This window comes from Celeribacter sp. SCSIO 80838 (assembly GCF_056498065.1).
This window is the reverse complement of record NZ_JAZKMA010000001.1, coordinates 2348721-2366956: the sequence shown is the minus strand read 5'-3', so window position 1 is coordinate 2366956 and position 18236 is coordinate 2348721. Positions and strand designations below refer to the sequence as shown.

At 60.3% G+C, this 18236-nt stretch carries 16 protein-coding genes; 7 read left to right on the top strand and 9 right to left on the bottom strand.

The genetic code is table 11. The annotated features are described in order from the left end of the window. Positions 1 to 41: 41 nt before the first annotated feature. From V1475_RS11875 to V1475_RS11865, 3 genes are all read right to left on the bottom strand, one after another. Complete coding sequence (locus tag V1475_RS11875; protein WP_479412908.1) at positions 42 to 2396, bottom strand: TRAP transporter large permease; 2355 nt, start codon at positions 2394 to 2396, stop codon at positions 42 to 44. A gap of 18 nt (positions 2397 to 2414) precedes the next feature. Further along, the gene (locus V1475_RS11870; RefSeq protein ID WP_479412907.1) at positions 2415 to 3344 is read right to left on the bottom strand and encodes a TRAP transporter small permease subunit; all 930 of its coding nucleotides are present in this window, start codon (positions 3342 to 3344) and stop codon (positions 2415 to 2417) included. Positions 3345 to 3519: 175 nt separating this feature from the next. Then, positions 3520 to 4617 (bottom strand): TRAP transporter substrate-binding protein, encoded by a 1098-nt coding sequence (locus tag V1475_RS11865; RefSeq protein WP_434287609.1) that lies wholly within the window; start codon positions 4615 to 4617, stop codon positions 3520 to 3522. A 347-nt stretch (positions 4618 to 4964) separates the two neighbouring features. Here V1475_RS11865 and V1475_RS11860 point away from each other — a divergent pair, with 347 nt between their 5' ends. After that, a complete protein-coding gene (locus V1475_RS11860; RefSeq protein WP_479412906.1) occupies positions 4965 to 6380 on the top strand; it encodes a cache domain-containing protein in 1416 nt (471 codons plus the stop codon). Continuing rightward, entirely contained in the window at positions 6377 to 7024 is a 648-nt protein-coding gene (locus V1475_RS11855; protein ID WP_479412905.1) for a response regulator transcription factor, read from the top strand. The genes V1475_RS11860 and V1475_RS11855 overlap by 4 nt, the downstream gene beginning before the upstream one ends. Positions 7025 to 7158: 134 nt before the next feature. Here V1475_RS11855 and V1475_RS11850 read toward each other — a convergent pair whose 3' ends face one another. The 6 genes from V1475_RS11850 to V1475_RS11825 form a co-directional block, all read right to left on the bottom strand. Continuing rightward, complete coding sequence (locus tag V1475_RS11850) at positions 7159 to 7395, bottom strand: thioredoxin family protein (RefSeq protein ID WP_479412904.1); 237 nt, start codon at positions 7393 to 7395, stop codon at positions 7159 to 7161. Between the two features lie 13 nt (positions 7396 to 7408). Further along, positions 7409 to 8470 carry a permease gene (locus V1475_RS11845; protein WP_479412903.1) on the bottom strand — a complete coding sequence of 354 codons (1062 nt, stop codon included), beginning with the start codon at positions 8468 to 8470 and terminating at the stop codon, positions 7409 to 7411. Further along, entirely contained in the window at positions 8467 to 8760 is a 294-nt protein-coding gene (locus V1475_RS11840) for an ArsR/SmtB family transcription factor (RefSeq protein WP_434287614.1), read from the bottom strand. Before V1475_RS11840 ends, V1475_RS11845 begins: the two co-directional genes overlap by 4 nt. A 171-nt stretch (positions 8761 to 8931) precedes the next feature. Next, positions 8932 to 10026, bottom strand: a complete 1095-nt coding sequence (locus V1475_RS11835; protein WP_434287615.1) for a TRAP transporter substrate-binding protein — start codon at positions 10024 to 10026, stop codon at positions 8932 to 8934. Between the two features lie 217 nt (positions 10027 to 10243). Further along, positions 10244 to 11173: an FRG domain-containing protein gene (locus tag V1475_RS11830; protein ID WP_479412902.1), complete on the bottom strand. Its 930-nt coding sequence runs from the start codon at positions 11171 to 11173 to the stop codon at positions 10244 to 10246. A 161-nt stretch (positions 11174 to 11334) separates the two neighbouring features. Next, positions 11335 to 13215: a PhoX family protein gene (locus V1475_RS11825; RefSeq protein WP_479412901.1), complete on the bottom strand. Its 1881-nt coding sequence runs from the start codon at positions 13213 to 13215 to the stop codon at positions 11335 to 11337. 408 nt (positions 13216 to 13623) lie between these two features. Between V1475_RS11825 and V1475_RS11820 the strand changes: the two genes are divergently transcribed. The 5 genes from V1475_RS11820 (at position 13624) to ilvN (ending at position 18189) form a co-directional block, all read left to right on the top strand. Then, the gene (locus tag V1475_RS11820) at positions 13624 to 14091 is read left to right on the top strand and encodes a YbjN domain-containing protein (RefSeq protein ID WP_479412900.1); all 468 of its coding nucleotides are present in this window, start codon (positions 13624 to 13626) and stop codon (positions 14089 to 14091) included. Between the two features lie 137 nt (positions 14092 to 14228). Beyond that, on the top strand, positions 14229 to 15212 hold the full coding sequence (locus tag V1475_RS11815; RefSeq protein WP_479412899.1) for an OmpA family protein: 984 nt from the start codon (positions 14229 to 14231) through the stop codon (positions 15210 to 15212). A gap of 351 nt (positions 15213 to 15563) precedes the next feature. Beyond that, positions 15564 to 17312 (top strand): acetolactate synthase 3 large subunit, encoded by a 1749-nt coding sequence (locus V1475_RS11810; RefSeq protein WP_434287619.1) that lies wholly within the window; start codon positions 15564 to 15566, stop codon positions 17310 to 17312. Beyond that, positions 17312 to 17611 (top strand): hypothetical protein, encoded by a 300-nt coding sequence (locus tag V1475_RS11805; RefSeq protein WP_479412898.1) that lies wholly within the window; start codon positions 17312 to 17314, stop codon positions 17609 to 17611. The genes V1475_RS11810 and V1475_RS11805 overlap by 1 nt, the downstream gene beginning before the upstream one ends. An 11-nt stretch (positions 17612 to 17622) precedes the next feature. After that, positions 17623 to 18189, top strand: a complete 567-nt coding sequence (ilvN, locus tag V1475_RS11800; RefSeq protein WP_434287621.1) for an acetolactate synthase small subunit — start codon at positions 17623 to 17625, stop codon at positions 18187 to 18189. Positions 18190 to 18236: the final 47 nt, after the last annotated feature.

The following is an 18236-nucleotide window of genomic DNA, read 5'->3' as shown; positions in this document are numbered from 1 at the left end:
GCCGATAAGGCGGGGCTTTGTCTGTTTTCTGAGCCGTTTCCTTACTTCGCCAGAAGGTTCGGCACGATGGTGACGATGTCCGGGAAGGCCCAGAGGATGCCGAGGCCCAGCACCTGAATGAGCACGAAGGGGATGATGCCCTTGTAGATGTGCCCGGTCGTGACCGAGGCCGGAGCCACGCCGCGCAGGTAGAACAGCGCAAAACCGAAGGGCGGCGTCAGGAAAGAGGTCTGGAGGTTCACGGCAATCATGATCGTGACCCATTTCGGGTCCATCGTGCCGCCGTAAATCACCGGCCCGACAATCGGCACGACGATGTAGATGATCTCCAGAAAGTCGAGCACGAAGCCGAGGATGAACAGCACCAGCATCACCAGAAGGAAGACGGTGAACTCATTGTCGAACGAACGCAGGAAGCTCTGGATGTAATGCTCGCCGCCGAAGGAAATCACCACGAGGTTCAGCAATTGCGAGCCGATCAGGATGGTGAAGACCATCGAAGTCACCTTGGCCGTCTCGCGCACCACAATGCCCAGCGTGCCATCGGAGAACAGCACCCAGCAGGCATAAAGAATGCCGAACATCGCATAGTAATAGGCACCGAGTGCGACGATATAGGCGGCCCAATCCTCGAAGGGGACATTGCCACGGCCCAGACGCAGGTCGAAATTGCCACCGATCAGCAGCATGACGACGATGGCGAAGGCCGCAGACAGGATGATCTTGCCGGACTTCTTGTGATCGGCAAGCTTGCGGTAAGCGGCGAGCAAAAGCGCGCCCCCTGCCCCAAGACCGGCCGCCGGCGTCGGATTGGTCACGCCACCGAGGATCGAGCCGAGCACGGCGACGATCAGCACCAGAGGCGGGAAGACCACGCGGAACAGCTCGTTCTTCGACAGATGCTTCGCCGCGTCCTTGAGCCCGTAGGCCAGTGCGACGAAGGGGATCATATAGATCACCAAAGCCGTCCCCGACGAGGTCAGCGGCCCAACGAAAAGCGCATCGAGCAGCAGCACGGCGACGATCCCGCCCGCACCGATCAAGAGCGGCGCAGGATTGGCCAACGGGGCGACGCCGCGCCCGAAGGCCAGCGTGATTGCGAGCATCACCATCACGGTCAGCAGACCGGTGCCGAGTTTGGGCGCATTGGCGATGGCCTCGACGGTCAGGGCCTCGATCTGTTCCGGCGTGCGCTTCACGGATTGCTGTGCGCCGCCCGAGGCCTCGATCGCGGCCTGCTCGGCCACGGCCTTGTCCCATGCGGATTGACCATGCAGCTCGATCATCGCGATCTGACATTGATCCGACACATTGGTGCGCAAGCTGGCGGTCGCGCCTGCCTCGGTGAACTCGGCGACATGGACGTCCTGCGATCCGGACAGACCGAACTGCCCGGAGAACACCGCGCCTCCGATCAACAGCACCGGCACTGCGACCATCCAGAGAAGCCCGTCGCGACGGGTCATGGTCTCGTGATGGGTGCTTTCCAGATGCACCGGCGGCGCCTTGTGCGGGTTGAACATGGCAAAGCCGAAGGCATAGAGCGCATAGAGACCGGCAAGGAAGACGCCCGGCAGCATCGCCGCCTGGAACAACGTCCCAACGGAGACCACGGCGGGTTCGCCAAGATAGGTCAAAGCGTCGGTACAGCCAGCGGCCTGAGCGCGCGCTTCCTGCGCGGCAGAATAAATGTCGCCCGCGAGCGTCCCCAGAAGCACGATGACGATGGAGGGCGGAATGATCTGACCCAAAGTGCCGGACGCGGCGATGACGCCGGTGGCGAGCTGCGGCGAATAGCCGTGGCGCAGCATGGTGGGCAAGGACAGCAGGCCCATGGTCACCACAGTCGCGCCCACGATGCCGGTGGAGGCCGCAAGGAACGCGCCCACGATCACCACGGAAACCGCAAGACCGCCCGGCAGCGGCCCGAAGACGCGCGCCATGGTGGTCAGCAAATCGTTGGCGATCTTGGAACGCTCAAGCACGATCCCCATCATCACGAACATCAGCACCGCCAAAAGCGTCTCGATCGAGGCGCCAGCGAAGACGCGTTCGTTCATCCGGTTGACGATAAAGGACAGGTTGCGATCCACCGCCTGCTCCCAGCCGCCGGGAAACAGGGATTCAGAGACCGTTGGCAAATCCGGGTATCGGAAATGCGAGATCATATTGGGGTTCACCCCGGAATTGACCAGATCGCGGTAGGCCTGTGAGCCGGTATCGAGCGCCTGATGGACAAGGATGCCCGCGCTGTCCAAGGCCGCGATGATCCCAAAGGACATGAGCCCCGCGCCGCCGATGGCGAAGGCCACCGGAAAGCCGGTAAGAATGCCCCCGAAGAGGCAGAGGAATACGATGATGAGGCCGATTTCTACGCCATCAAGTCCGAAAAGCATGTGTGATCCGCCTTATTCTCAGAGTACGCCTTCGTAGGCTTCTTCGCCTTCGCCGAGACTGTCATGATCGTTGAACTTCCCTGCGCTCTCCTCGCCTTCAAGAAACTCCAGATAGGAGCGATAGAAGAAGGCCAGAGCCTGAAGGATCACCAGAGCGAGGAAGCACAACATCAGGATCTTGAACAGAAAATATCCGTTGAACCCATTGGCGGAGAAGGAGATCGTCTCGACGTTCCATTTCACGATCCGGGCCTTTTTCAGCATCAGCTCAAGCTTGTCCGAGGCCGAGACCTTCGGCGTGATCAGGTGCCGCCAGAGGAAGAACCACGCGTACATCCAGGTCAACAAAGCCACCGGCAGCATGAAGAACAGCGAGCCGAACATGTCGATGGCGCGTTTGGTGCGGTGTTTCACGCCCGCATAGACCAGATCGACGCGCACATGGCTCCCTTGCACGAAGGCATAGGAGACGCAGAGCGCCACAACCAAAGCGTTCTCGAATTTGAGGCTCTCGGAGAACCAGCCGACGGATTGGGTAAAGCCGCCACCGAAGGGAGAAATGGTGATCTCGCCCTGCCGGAAGACCGATTGCAGGAACACGACCATGATCTGTTGCAGCACCATCAGAAGACCGGCCCAAGCCGCGATCCGGCCCGTGGTGTTGGCGATCTTCTCAAGCCCGCGCACCAACGCCCAGAGGAAAGGCCGATACAGGAAGCCCACGATGGTGATCACGATCACCACATCGAAAAACACGAACAAAAGCTCTTTCGACCCGCCGTAATAGACGAAGCGCAAAAGGCTTTCCTTGTTCGACCAGTCGAGCCAAAGGCCCGGATGGCTGATCGCGTAAATGATGTGCCAGAACCCGAGCCCGAGGTTGACGACAAGGCTGATAAGCCCGTCCACCACGGCGCCGAGGAACGACCCGCCGATCTGTTCTTCCATCTTGCTGTCCCCTTCCCGGATCGTGCGCAAACGACCCGTTCCCAGTGATATTCTTCCGGTGATTTTACATCTGTCGGGCCGCTTTACGCCCCTCGCCCCGGATGAGCAACGCCCGGAGCCAAAAATGCGCGCGAAAACCGCGCGCATTTCCCGTTTTTTATCCCGTTTACACGGTTCACTCCGCAGCAGCCGCCAGAACGCGGTCGCGTTGCGGGGTGTAATTGCCGTCCGAACGTCCGATCCAGGCCGAGGTCGCCGCCATGGAGGCCTCGTAATGGGTGCGGATCTCGGCGAAAATCTCGTCGCCCATGTAGCCGTCGAGCACCTCTTTCGCGGCCATTCCGAAAGCGGTCCAGACATCGTCGGAGAATTCCTTGAGCTGGGTGCCACCCTGAATGAGACGCTGCAACGCCGGGCCGTTGTTCGAGATGAACAGCGCGTAATTGTGCTGATGGCACTCGTTACAGGCGATCTCGACGGCTTTCTGATGCGTCGGGCTGAGGCTGTCGAAGACTTCGAGGTTCGAGGTCACGCAGAGCGCAGCCCCCGGTTCGTGGAAGCCCGCCGGATAGTAGAAATCACAGACCTCTTGCAGGCCGAGTTTCTCGTCCGACCACGGGCCGATCCATTCGGTGCCGTCGAGCGCACCGGAGGACAGGGCCTGATAGATCTCACCGCCCGGAAGCACCTGCACGGAGGCACCGAGTTTCGAGACGGTCTCGCCGCCGAGACCCGGCATGCGGAATTTGAGGCCCTGGAAATCGGAGGGCGATTTGATCTCCTTGCGGAACCAGCCACCGCCCTGACCGCCGGTTTGGCCTGCGATAAACCCTTTGAGACCAAAGACTTCACCCAGCTTGTGGTGGAGTTCCATACCGCCCATGGAATAGTACCACACCATCATCTCGGGAGCGGTCATACCAAAGGGCACGGTGGTGAAATACGCGAGCGCCGGGTGCTGGCCGGTGAAATAATATTCGCAGCCGTGGTACATATCGGCCTGACCGGCGGTCACGGCATCGAACACCTCAAGCCCGCCGACGAGCTCGCCCGCAGCTTTGGCGTCGATGGTCAACTGGCCATCGGTCAACGCGTCGACATTGGCGGCGAAACGTTCGACGGAATCCCAAACCCCTGCCAGACCGCGCGGCCATGTGGTGACCATAGTCAGCGTGCGCTTGCCCTGCGCGTACATCGGCGCGGCCAGCGTCGATGCGGCTGCGGCAGAGGCGCCCCCCAGAGCAGAGGTTTTCAGAAAAGAACGGCGATCCATAGAGTAAGTCCTCCCAAGATTGTCTATGGCTATGGCAGTCTGCCCGGCCCCTTCCCTGCGCATGTTTCCTCCCGGTGGCAGCACAGCTCCCTCGCGGACATGGCGGGTCCTTATTGGACAGGTCGAACAAATCGTGATGTTATCGTTATCGGCGGAGATGCAGTGTTGAAATACCCAACACTACGCAGTCCGGGATTTTTTGTGACCCTTCGCGTCATGAATTGGTAATTTTCATGCCGTACAGAAGAGACATCCATGGAATTGACGCCCTGTCCCGGCGCGCTATCCTGCGATTCGGCCAACAAAAGACCACAAAAGACCACCGAAGGACCCGACCCATCGTCGCGATGCTCCCGGAAATGACCTATGCGCGCAAGCTCTTCCTGCTTGCCACGCTGCCGCTGATCCTCTCGGTGGCGGCGATTGCGTTTGTGGTCGCGCATCAATCGCGGAGCATGGCCGAACGTGAGATCGCCGAACTCGAAGACCAGATCCTCTCTGCCAAGCGGCAGGAATTGCAGAATTACCTGCAACTGGCGCGCAATTCGATCACCACGGAATACAGCCCCGCGCCCCCCGACGATGCGGCGGCCAAGCTGCGGGTCACGCAAATCCTCTCGGCCATGACCTATGGCGAGGATGGCTATTTCTTCGTCTACAGCTTTGACGGCACCAATCTCGTGGCGCCGCGCGACACGCGGCTGATCACCCGCAACTGGGCGGGCATGACCGACAGCTCGGGCACGCCCATCACCGACGAACTGATCCGGTTGGCGCGTCAGGGAGGCGGCTATCACGAGTTTCTCTGGCCCAAACCCTCGACCGGCGAAGAAGCGCAAATGATGAGCTATGTCATAGGCTTACAGGACTGGCAGTGGGCCATTGGCACGGGCGTTTTCATCGACGACGTGCTGCGCTCGGTCGCCGCCGCCCGCGCCGAGGTGGAGACCCGGGTCCGGCGCACCTTTGGCTATATCGGCGCGATCACCATGGCGGCGGTGCTTTTGGTTTTCATGTCCGGGATGACGATCACGATCCGCGAGCGGCGGCTGGCCGACGGCAAGCTGAAGAAACTCACCCAGCGGATTTTCGACACGCAGGAGGAGGAACGCGGGCGCGTGGCGCGCGAACTGCATGACGGGATCAGCCAGATTTTGGTCGGGGTGCGCTATGCGCTGGAGCTGACCCGCCGCCAGTTGAAGTCGGGCGATCCGAAAGCCCCCGAAAGCCTCGACCGGAGTGTCGAGATGCTGGGCGGTGCGATCGGCGAGGTGCGGCGCATCTCGCGCGACCTGCGCCCCGGCATTCTCGACGATCTGGGGCTTGGTCCGGCGCTCAAATCCCTCACCGAAGAGTTCGAGGCCCGCACCGGGATCAAGACCGAGCTGGAGACCGTGGTGTTCCGAAACCGGCTCGATGAGGAGGCCCGCATTGCGCTGTTCCGCATTGCGCAGGAGGCCCTGACCAACATCGAACGTCACGCACAAGCCACGGAAGTTACAATGAAACTGGCCGGTCACCGCACGGGCGCGACGCTTCTGATTTGCGACAACGGGCGCGGCTTTGACCCTACGGATGTGGGCAAACGCGGGCGGGGATTGGGGCTTCGGAATATGGCGGAGCGGATGGAACAGCTCGACGGTCGCCTGACGATCACGCCGCTGCACCCCGGCACCTCCATTGACGCCACCGTGCCGTTGCAGCATATCCTTCCGCCCGCGACCTCCGGTCGCCCGCCCGCCCCGATAGGAAGCGCCCGATGACCGAAAAACCGACCCGCGTTCTGATCGTCGACGACCACCCGATGGTGGCCGAGGGCATCCGCGCGCTTTTGGAAACCTTCGAGGATCTCGAGGTGGTCGGGACCCTGTGCAATGGGCGGGAGGCGGTGGATCGGGTGGAGGCGTTGGCACCAGATGTTGTGTTAATGGATCTGAATATGCCCCAGATGGGCGGGCTGACGGCGACCGAATTGTTGCTGGAGCGCCGCCCGGAGACGCGCATTCTGATCCTGTCGATGCATGACGGCCCGGAATATATCGGCGCGGCACTCAGCCACGGTGCCAAGGGCTATGTCTTGAAGGACGTGCCGACCGAGGCGGTGAAAGACGCCATCGACGCGGTGATGCGGGGCGAGAAATACCTGTGCGACGGCGCGCAAGCCGCTATAAAACCAACGAAAATTCGCGACGGACGGGAGCCTCTGACGGATCGGGAGACGACGATCCTTCTGGAATTGGCGCAGGGCAAATCCAACAAGGACGTGGCTGCCGCGCTGGATATTTCGGTGCGCACGGTCGAGACCCATCGCAAGAACATCAAGCGCAAGCTGGGGATTTCCTCGACCGCGGGGCTGACGCGCTATGCGATGGAACACGGCGTGTTGCAGGGGACAGGTCGGTTCTGAGGGCGGTTCTGCCCCCCTGTTTTTGACTGTCGGCAAAGCGTCGGATTTGTGTCGGACTTTTGTCGGGCACAATTTGAAGCGCCCTTATCGGGCGCTTGCCACCGGCGAGAGTATTTTTCCCACGGAAAACCGGATCAGGCCGTGAGCCAGGTTTCGAGCTTGGTTTTATCCGGCAGGCCGCCCGCATGCACCAGCTTGCCGTCGATGGAAATGCCGGGGGTGGACATCACGCCCGCCATGGCGATGGATTTCGGATCGGTGACTTTTTCGACATCGACCTCAAGGCCAAGCTTGGCGGCGGCCTCGCGCACCATCTCGGCGGTGGTTTCGCAGCGTTTGCAGCCGGGGCCGTAGACTTTCACAGTGGTCATGATGGACCTCCTTTCAGAAGATCAGATTGAACAGGAACCCGACGGCGAGAATGCCGCAGCCGACGACGCCGATGAACACGGCGATCAGGCGGTAGGTCAGCACCTGTTTGAGGATGATCATTTCGGGCAGCGAGAGCGCGATGACGCTCATCATGAAGGCCAGAACCGTGCCGAGGGCGGCACCCTTGCCGAGCAAAGCCTCGACGATGGGGATCACACCGGCGGCATTGGTGTACATGGGGATGCCCATCACCACGGCGGCGGGGACGGACCACCAGGCGTCCGCGCCCATGATGCGAACCATCAGGTCCTCGGGCACATAGCCGTGGATCAGCGCGCCCATGGCGATGCCGAGGAGAATCCAGACCCAGACCTTGCCGAAAATCTCTTTCACCGCTTGGATGCCGAGCCGGTAGCGGTCGACCATGGTGAGGCGCTCGCCTTCGGGCATGTCCACGCCCCCTGCCCCGGAATGGATGTCACGCACCCAGTCCTGCAACCAGCCTTCGAGATTGAGCTTACCGATGACGAAGCCCGCGACCACGGCGAGGCCGAGACCGAAGGCGAGATAGGTTGCGGCGACCTGCCAGCCGACGAGGCCGAAGAGAAGGACCAGCGCGACTTCGTTGACCATGGGGGCGGCGATGAGGAAGGAGAAGGTGACACCCAGAGGCACACCAGCGGAGACGAAACCGATGAACAGCGGCACGGCGGAGCAGGAACAGAAGGGCGTCAAGACGCCGAGCCCGGCGGAGAGGATATTGCCGATGCCCTCGCGTTTGCCGGAGAGGAGCGCGCGGGTTTTCTCGGGCGAGAAGAAGCTCCGCACCACGCCCATGGCAAAGACGATGAGCGTCAGGAGCATCATCACTTTCGGCACGTCATAGAGGAAAAAGGCGATGGCCTCGCCGGTGTGGCTGTGACGTTCGACCGGGAGCTGCGCGGTGAGCCAGTCGGCCAGCGGTTGCAGCCGGTGATAGATCAGCCACCAAAGCAGGACAAAAGCGATGACGCCCAGATGCCAGAGCCAATCGGGACGCGCGGGATGGGACGGGTGGGTCTGGATCGTGCTCATGCGGCCCTCCTTTGCGGGCTCCGCGCGTCCTCGGCCCGGAACACGGCATCGAGCACGGCACGGATCTCTGCGGGCAGATCGGGGTTCATGCTGTAGCGCACCCATTGCGCATCGCGCCGGTCCACGACCAGCCCCGCCTGTTTCAACACCTGCATATGCCGCGACATCCGGCTTTGCGTCGCGCCGATAACGCGCATCAGCTCACAGACGCAATGCTCGTCGCCATCGTAAAGCAAGCGCATGGCATCGAACCGGGTTTGTTCAGAGAGGGCGGTCAGGATGGGCAACATGATGCAAATCTCCTTATGCGCATAAACGCATAGGCCGATTTGAGGCGCACCGCCATGCGACAGAATGTCCGAATGGGTGTCCGTCGAAATGCGACAACGGAGGCGCAAAAGAAAACGCGCGGGAAGTGGCCCCTCCCGCGCGTTCCGAAATGTCTCAGGCTGTGGCCCGGATCACTCTTCGAGCATCGCCAGAACGCGGTTGCGCTGGGTGGTGTAGAAGCTGTCGGACTGGCCCATCCAGCCGGAGGTTGCTTTCATCGAGGCTTCGACGGAAGCGCGGATTTCGGCGAACAACTCGTCGTCCATATACTGGTCGAGCACCTCTTTGGAGGCACGACCGAAGGCTTCCCAAACGTCGTCCGGGAATTGTTTGATCTGGGTGCCGCCGGAGATCAGGCGCTGAAGCGCCGGACCGTTGTTGGCGAGGAAGAGCGAATAGTCGTACTGGTTGCACTCGGCGGCGGCGACGTCGATGATCCGCTGTTGCGCGGGGGTCAGGGACTGGAACACCTCGAGGTTGGTGTTGACGGAGAGCGCCGAGCCCGGTTCGTGGAAGCCCGCCGGGTAGAAATAGTCACAGACCTCTTGCAGGCCGAGACGCTCGTCCGACCACGGGCCGACCCATTCGGTGCCGTCCAGAGCGCCGGAGGAGAGCGCTTGGTAGATGTCGCCCGCCGGCATCACCTGCACGGAGGCGCCGAGTTTGCCGACCACTTCGCCGCCGAAGCCCGGCATGCGCAGTTTCAGGCCTTGGAAATCGGCGACCGAAGTGATTTCCTTGCGGTACCAACCGCCGCCCTGCGCGCCGGTCTGACCGCCGATGTTGGTGTGCAGGCCGAAGATTTCACCCATGTTGCGGTGCAGTTCGAGACCGCCCATGCCGTAATACCACACCATCATCTCGGGCGCTGTCATGCCGAAGGGCGAGGTGGTGAAAAAGGCCATGGCCGGGTGCTGGCCGGTGAAATAATAATCGGCGGAGTGGTAGATGTCGGCCTGACCGGAAGTCACGGCGTCGAACACCTCAAGACCGCCGACGAGCTCGCCGGAGGCACGGACCTCGATCGTCAACTGACCGTCGGACATGGTCTGGACGCTGTCGGCGAAACGCTCGACCGAGTCCCACACGCCCGCCAGACCGCGCGGCCAGGAACAGACCATGGTCAGGGTGCGCTGCCCCTGCGCATACATCGGGGCTGCGAGCGTCGAAGCGGCGGCGGCAGACCCGCCCAGAGCGGAAGTTTTCAGAAAAGAGCGGCGATCCATGGGTTGTGTCCTCCAAAAGGCGCGCGAGGGGAGGCCCCGCGCCAAATCGCGCGCACCATAGAGAGGGGCTGCGGAAGATTGAAGGGGGGAAGACGCGACATTCTGCGCATATCTTGCGCGGAGGTGCAGAGGGGGGGATGGTTTATTGCGGAGGGACGGGTGTCATGCATAAGGAATGCGAACTGGAAGCAGCCACAAAACTCACGTTGGATGAATCTTAAATAAGGTCATCAAAAATAAAATCATCATCGTCAGAGAGGCTTCCCTTGGTATCCTTCCATCGTTCTTTGATGTACTTAGATGTAGCTTCAATCTCAGGAAACATTGTCCGTTGATTAATATTTATTTTGTCGAGCTGATCTAAAATGGTCTGTTTGAATGCTGCGGGAATAAGTATTTCTTCAGTTGAGAAACCCTTTGAGCGATCGGCTCCTTCAAAGGTTAATAATCCGGCGATTACAAAAGCCCCTGATTGAGCTATTATCCTTCGATTATCTTTATGAGGATATACAAAATAATATCGCCTTAAATCCGCGGGGTTAATCTCTGAGCGGAAGTAAGGCTTTTCCATCCGAATAAATTGAGCCAAGCGATCAGCCGACTTTAACTTATTAAATTGCGCAATAGACCTCGGCCTTTTAGGGTTATTTCTGGTGTGAGTAGCTAAGTGTTCTTTTGCCTTTTTGTTTAATTCATTCTTTTCATCATCTCGCAAGTTAGCGAGATTACTTACAATACTAACGGCATCGCTATCAGCAAACTTAACTCTTCCGCTTTTAAAGTTATAAACTATTACCTTTCCCTCTTGTGTCATTTCTGCTTCATCGGAGCATGCAAAATAAAGTGCAACCAAGGGGTTCAGGCTAACATCCAAGAGCCGTGTCGGAAGTCCAAAATGCTGAGCTCTGACCAGCTTTCTAAACATAGACGTATCTGAAGCAAATTCGCTCGAAGCTTCCAATGTCAGTTCACTGATGATGTGTCTTTCAGCGTCTTCTCTTAATTCTCTCATTACTGATGGCTTCGTTTGCCATTTCTTGTTTGCTTCACCGCGAAAACAAAGTGCTCCTTCCGAGGGTCTTAACGCATAAATCACCTCCAAAAATTCAATAACACTATGTGCTATTTTAGTTTTCAACCTCGACAACTTTGGCCTCATTTAAAGAGATTTCTTTAATTTACGGAATTGAAATCAACGATAAACAGGACGGATATTTCAAGTAAACTTCTTTCTACACTTCCAACGAAAATAAGGGGCGCGGCTTTCACCGCACCCCTCGCCTGATAAAATCCTAAGGCGGGATCGGCTTAGCCGATCAGCGCGCCATCCTCACGCCACACGGCGATCACCGAGGAGCGCGGTTTGCCCGCACCGTCCGGCCAGGAGCCGCCCGGGTGCTGGATGCCGACGAAGGCCACCTTCTTGTCCGCAGACCAGGTGAGACCCGTAACCTCGGCACCGTTCGGCGCGGTGAGGAAGCGGGCGATCTCGCCGGTTTCGGTGTTGCCGATGAGCATCTGGTTGTTGCCCTGACCGGCGAAGTCGCCTTCGTTGCTGTCTTCGCCGTCGGTCTGGATCCAGAGGTAGCCGTCCGAGGAAAAGGCCATGCCGTCCGGGGAGTTGAACATGTTGCCTGCGTTGACGTTCGGGGAACCGGCGTAGGCGTTGTCGTAGACGGTCGGGTTGCCGGCCATGACGTAGAGATCCCAGCCGAATTTCTCGGAGCCGTGATCTTCGCCCTCCGGGCGCCAGCGCACGATCTGACCGAATTCGTTGGTGTCGCGCGGGTTCGGGCCATTGGCGATCATCTCGTCCCCACCGGCGTTGGTTTTGACACCGCGGTTGGAGTTGTTGGTGAGCGCGCAATAGGCCTCGCATTTCAGCGGGTTGGCGGCGATCCATTCCGGGCGGTCCATGGTGGTCGCGCCGACTTTCGAGCCTGCCATACGGGAGAACACGAGGATCTCTTCCAGCGACATGCCGGTGGTCTCGGGCGTCAGAGCCAGCCACTCACCCGTCAGGTCGTCGTTGAACTTGGCGACATAGAGCGTGCCGTCGGACAGGAGACCTTCGGTCGCGCCGCCTTCGGTCCAGGTGCCGTTGGAGACGAATTTATACATGAATTCGCCGCGCTCGTCGTCGCCCATATAGACCACGACGCGACCGTCCTTGGCCTGCACCATCTCGGCGTTCTCGTGCTTGAAACGGCCCAGAGCGGTGTGCTTGATCGGGGTCGAGGTGGCATCGAGCGGGTTGATTTCGGTGACCCAGCCGTGACGGTTCGGCTCGTTCGGCTCTTTCGACAGATCGTAGCGCGCGTCGAATTTCTCGTAGGCGTAACGGCCTTCGCCGCCGATGCCGTAGCGCTTGAGACCCTCGGTTTCGGTGAATTCGCCGGTCGCGCCGAAGTAACCGTTGAAGTTCTCTTCACAGGTCAGATAGGTGCCCCAAAGCGTCTTGCCGGAACCGCAGTTGTTCATGGTGCCTTTGGGCGACATGCCTTCCGGGTCGGCATTGGTCTGCACGAGGGCGGAACCGGCGGCCGGGCCGTCCATGGTCATCTGGGTTTCATGGGTGATGCGGCGGTTGTAGGGGCTGTCGACGACAACCTCGAAGCCGTTGCCATTGTCGGCGACTTCGACGACGGTCACGCCCTGCATGTTTTTCAGCAACGTCACTTCGTCGGCATTTTTCGGCATGCCTTCAGAGTCTGCGGGCAGGTTGATTTTCGGGTTCACATATTCGGAGTTGATCGCGAGGATCGTTTTGTCGCCATCGACAAAGGTCTCCATGCCGTCGGTGTTTTCGCCGAACACCTTGTCGGACATCGCAACCGGCACACCGGTCTCGGGCGAATAGGCGTCTTTGGCTTCGGAGAACAGCGCGTCGCCCCAGCGCACGAGGACCTTCCACTGGTAGCCTTCCGGCACGTGGATGTCGAAATCGGTGCCGATCGGGATCGGTTTGAAGGCAAAGCCTGCGCCTTCCGCACGGGCGGCGGTGGTGGAGGACAGAAGGCCAGCGCCCATGGCCAGAGCGCCGGAGCCGAAGGCCAGAGCGCCGCCGAGGAAACCGCGACGCGAAATCGCACGTTCGACAACCGCGTCGAAACCGTTGCTGGCCGGGCGCGGGTCGCGCATCTCGTCAAAATCGTCCCACGACAGGTCGACGATGTCCTGATCTTTCATATCTCGCTCCATTGAGTGCGTTGCTTGAGAATCGAAACGCCACCCGGTTCGACAGGCGGGTCTTCTGGCGCCTCAGGTGCCCGTCGCGCGCGACAGCGAGGTGACGGAAATGTAACAAGTCGATGAAACCGAACGGAAACCGGCGGGGCGCGACATCTTGCCAGGCGTCCCTGTGCGGAAGCGGCTGATTTCCCTAAAGTCATCCCGGCATGCCGTGTTTTCCCGCACATTCCGGTGTCCGGCCGAGTTGCGGCCCGGCTTGCGGCCACAGTCACGGCCAGAGTCACGGCCACAGTCGCCGATAGATGCGACGAGGGAGGCAGATTTCCCCCTTCCTTTCACGGCCCCCTCGGGCCAGACTGCCCTTGTCGGGGAGCTTCCCCCGTTGATGCGAAAGGAACCCGCCCGATGCTGCGCCCGATGGCCCTCTGTGCCGCCCTCATGACCCTCACCGCCCTGCCCGCTCTGGCGGAAACCTCCGTCCTCACCTTCGACGATCTGGACACGTTCGAAGAGCTTCTGAGCGGCTTCGGCTCGGTCGAGCGCGACACGGATGGCGAGGACGACCCGATGTTCCGGGGCCGGATCGGCGGCGTGCCCTACACGCTGTATTTCTACGGCTGCGAAGAGCATGTGGACTGCAACAACGGCACGTTCGTGGCCTATTTCGACGGCGCGGATTATTCCACCGATGCCGAGACGATCAACGAGTACAACAACAGCTATCGGTTCGGCAAAGCCTCGGTCGATGGCGACGGCGATCTGGAGATCAACTATTCCTTCGCCTTCAAAGGCGGCATCACCCGCGAGGCGCTGGACGACACGTTCGACTGGTGGCGGGTGATTTTGGAGCAGGCGGAAGAGCATTTCGAATAAAACATCGCCGGGGGCGTCGGCACCTCGCCACGCACCCGGTGCCCGCCCGTTTCACAACGGCCTCCCGAAGGCCGGATGATGGCCTTTGTCCTGTCTGTGACTGTCGGCGGCACTTTCCACTCCCAAAAGGACATTTCATGTTGAAACGTATTTACAGCGCCACCGCGCTTTGTCTTTGCCTCGCCCAGCCCCTGGTGGCCCAGAACGACATAAAAGGTGCCGCGGATCATCCGCTGATCTCCCGCATGCCCGGCACGGACATCGTTGGTTATCATACTGCCGATTTTCAGGAATTCATGATTGCAACCGGTCCGCTCAGACCGGGCCAGGAGCTTCCGCCGGTGGAGCGCTTCGAAGGCAAATCGACCACCTTGACCTACCGCGCACAAGACAGCTCTCTGTCGGCGCTGGCGATCTTCCGCAACTTCGAGAAAGCCTTTGACAACGCCGGGTTCGAGCCGGAATTCACCTGCAAATCCGACACGGAATGCGGCGACCGCTTCGTACGCCAACTCTACTGGTATGGCGATCCGCAACGTCATGGGCAAAATCCCTATCTCGGCGCTCCAAACCGGCATGGCGATCGGCACAGCTACTACTACTGGTCCGGCACCGGAGAGGCTGAGGACGGCACCTATATCATCTCGCTTTTGGTGGCGCAGCACACGGCGATGAATTTCCCGGCCAGCATCGTGCTCGACATCAGCCAGACCGAGGAGTTGAATGACGAACGGATCAGCATCAACCTCGAGGGCCTGACGGACGACATCGAAAAGGACGGGCATGTGGTGCTCGACGGACTGTTCTTTGACTTCGACAAGGCGACGCTGACCGCCGCTTCGGCACCGGCGCTCGATGTCATTGCGCGCTATCTCAATGCACATCCCGACAAGAGCTTCTATGTCGTCGGCCACACCGACAGCAAAGGTACGTTGAGCTACAACCGTGACCTGAGCGAGGCGCGCGCCAGGGCGGTCACCACATCCCTGACCGCGCAGTACGGCATCGCGGGAGAACGTCTGACCCCTTACGGCGTCGGTCCCGTCGCTCCGGTCACCAGCAATACAAGCGAGGCAGGCCGCGCCCAGAACCGGCGCGTGGAACTGGTCGTGCAGGACTGAAACGTCGCCTTCGCCCCGGCTGGTCTGGAGCCCCGGGGCGGAGGCAAAATAGGTCAGCCCTTTTAACATTATTTCACACACATGCCGCGCTGCGACATTTTATTCAATCGGACGGGTGTTTTGCGGTTGACGCCTGATCAACCGAGTCCTAATGTCCCGCCCACGCAATGAAGCACCCGCAAGGGTCAAAGCCCCAAAAGGAAACGCCATGTCTGGCATTCTTGTACTCGTAGGGAAAACGCGCATGGGCCGGTGACGGTTGACCATAATGGAACCCATGCGCCCCCGATTGAACACCGGGGGCTTTTTTATTGCAAAAAACAAAGTGACGATGTGCAGACGGAGAACAACATGACACGTCAGATGACCGGAGCGAAAATGGTGGTTCAGGCCCTGAAGGATCAGGGTGTGGACACGGTATTTGGCTACCCGGGGGGCGCTGTCCTTCCGATCTACGACGAGATTTTCCAGCAGAACGACATCAAGCACGTTCTGGTCCGTCACGAGCAGGCTGCGGTGCATGCCGCCGAGGGCTACGCCCGTTCGACCGGCAAGATCGGCGTCGCTCTGGTGACCTCCGGCCCCGGCGCGACCAATGCGGTCACCGGGCTGACCGACGCGCTGTTGGACAGCATTCCGATCGTCGTGCTCTCCGGTCAGGTTCCGACCTTCATGATCGGCACCGACGGGTTTCAGGAGGCCGACACGGTCGGCATCACCCGTCCCTGCACGAAACACAACTGGCTGGTGAAGGACACCGACAAGCTCGCCGAGACCCTGCATCAGGCGTTCCATGTCGCCACCTCCGGCCGCCCCGGCCCGGTTCTCGTCGACCTGCCGAAAGACGTGCAATTCGCCGATGGCGAGTACACGCCGCCGGCCAAGGTCAAGATGGGCCATTACAAACCGCGGGTGAAAGCCTCCATCGAGGAGATCAACGACATCGTCGCGCTGATCGAGAAGGCGGAACGTCCGGTGTTCTACACCGGCGGCGGCGTGATCAACTCCGGCCCCGGCGCATCGCAACTGCTGCGCGAGCTGGTCGATGCCACCGGCTTCCCGATCACTTCGACGCTGATGGGTCTGGGCGCCTACCCGGCGTCTGGCAAGAGCTGGCTCGGGATGCTCGGCATGCACGGTCTCTACGAGGCCAATATGGCGATGCACGGCTGCGATCTGATGATCAACATCGGCGCGCGGTTCGACGACCGGATCACCGGGCGGATTCAGGATTTCTCGCCGAACTCGAAAAAGATCCATGTCGATATCGACCCCAGCTCGATCAACAAGATCATCCGCGTCGACCTGCCGGTGATCGGCGATGTCGGGCATGTGTTGGAAGACGTTCTGAAGGTCTGGAAATCGCGCGGGCGCAAAAAGGCGGATCTCTCCGCCTGGTGGGCGCAGATCGAGGAATGGAAAGAGGTCCGTTGCCTGACCTACAAGAATTCCGAGACGGTGATCAAACCGCAATATGCGCTTGAACGGCTCGAAGCGCTGACCAAGGGCATGGATCGTTACGTGACCACCGAAGTGGGCCAACACCAGATGTGGGCGGCGCAATTCCTTGGCTTCGAGGACCCGAACCGCTGGATGACCTCCGGGGGGCTGGGCACCATGGGCTATGGCTTCCCGGCCTCCATCGGGGTGCAGATGGCACACCCGCAGAGCCTTGTGATCAACGTCGCGGGTGAGGCCTCGTGGTTGATGAACATGCAGGAAATGGGCACGGCGATGCAATATCGCCTGCCGGTGAAACAGTTCATCCTGAACAACGAACGCCTCGGCATGGTGCGCCAGTGGCAGCAATTGCTGCACGGTGAGCGCTATTCCTCCTCGTGGTCGGAAAGCCTGCCGGATTTCGTGAAACTGGCCGAGGCGTTCGGTGCCAAGGGCATCCAGTGTTCGGACCCGAAAGACCTCGATGATGCGATCATGGAGATGATCAACTACGACGGTCCGGTGATCTTCGATTGCCTCGTCGAGAAGCATGAAAACTGCTTCCCGATGATCCCGTCGGGCAAGCCGCACAACGAGATGCTGTTGGGCGAGGCCTCGGTCGAGGGCGCGATCAAGTCCGACGGGGCGGTTCTGGTCTGATGAAACGCTTCGGGAAATGGCTCCGCACGATCCTTGCCGCGCTGGTCGCGACATGGGGGCTTGCCGGGTGCGTCTCCCCGGACGCGGTGGAGGTGTCGCAGGGCGGCTTCGACTTTGCGGTCGAGGTCACCGGAAACACCGCCGTCGCGCGCAATTATCACACGGGTCGCCTCAACTTCGCCGAGCTTGAAGAGGCCGCCCGCTCCGCCATTGAAACCGCGTCAGGCTGCGCCGTGCGCACACTTGTAAAACGCGATGAAATCAACACGTTCGACGCCACGCTGAATTGCGCGTCCTAAGGGAGAGAACCATGTCCGCCCTACGTATCCAACACGGCTCCTCGAGCCATTCCGCCTATGACCTTCGCGACTACCACGCCGAAGTCATCGAGAAACACACGCTCGCCGTTCTGGTCGACAACGAGGCTGGCGTTTTGGCCCGCGTCATCGGCCTTTTTGCCGGGCGTGGCTATAACATCGAGAGCCTGACCGTGGCCGAGGTCGATCACGAAGGGCATCGTTCGCGCATCACGGTGGTGACCACCGGCACGCGCGATGTGATCGAACAGATCAAGGCGCAGGTGGGCCGCATCGTCCCGGTGCACGAAGTGCATGACCTGACCGTCGAAGGTCCGTCGATCGAACGCGAACTGGCGCTGTTCAAGGTCGAAGGCACCGGCAACAACCGGATCGAAGCGCTGCGCCTCGCCGAGATTTTCCGCGCCAATGTGGTGGACTCGACGCTGGAGAGCTTTGTCTTCGAGATGACCGGCACGTCGGAAAAAATCGACGCCTTCGCCGAGCTGATGCGTCCGCTGGGTCTGGTGGAAACCGCGCGGACCGGGGTTGCGGCTCTGGCGCGGGGGGCCAAGGCCTGAACGGTTCAGAACGCACGCGACTGAGCCCACAGACATGGGCAATATGA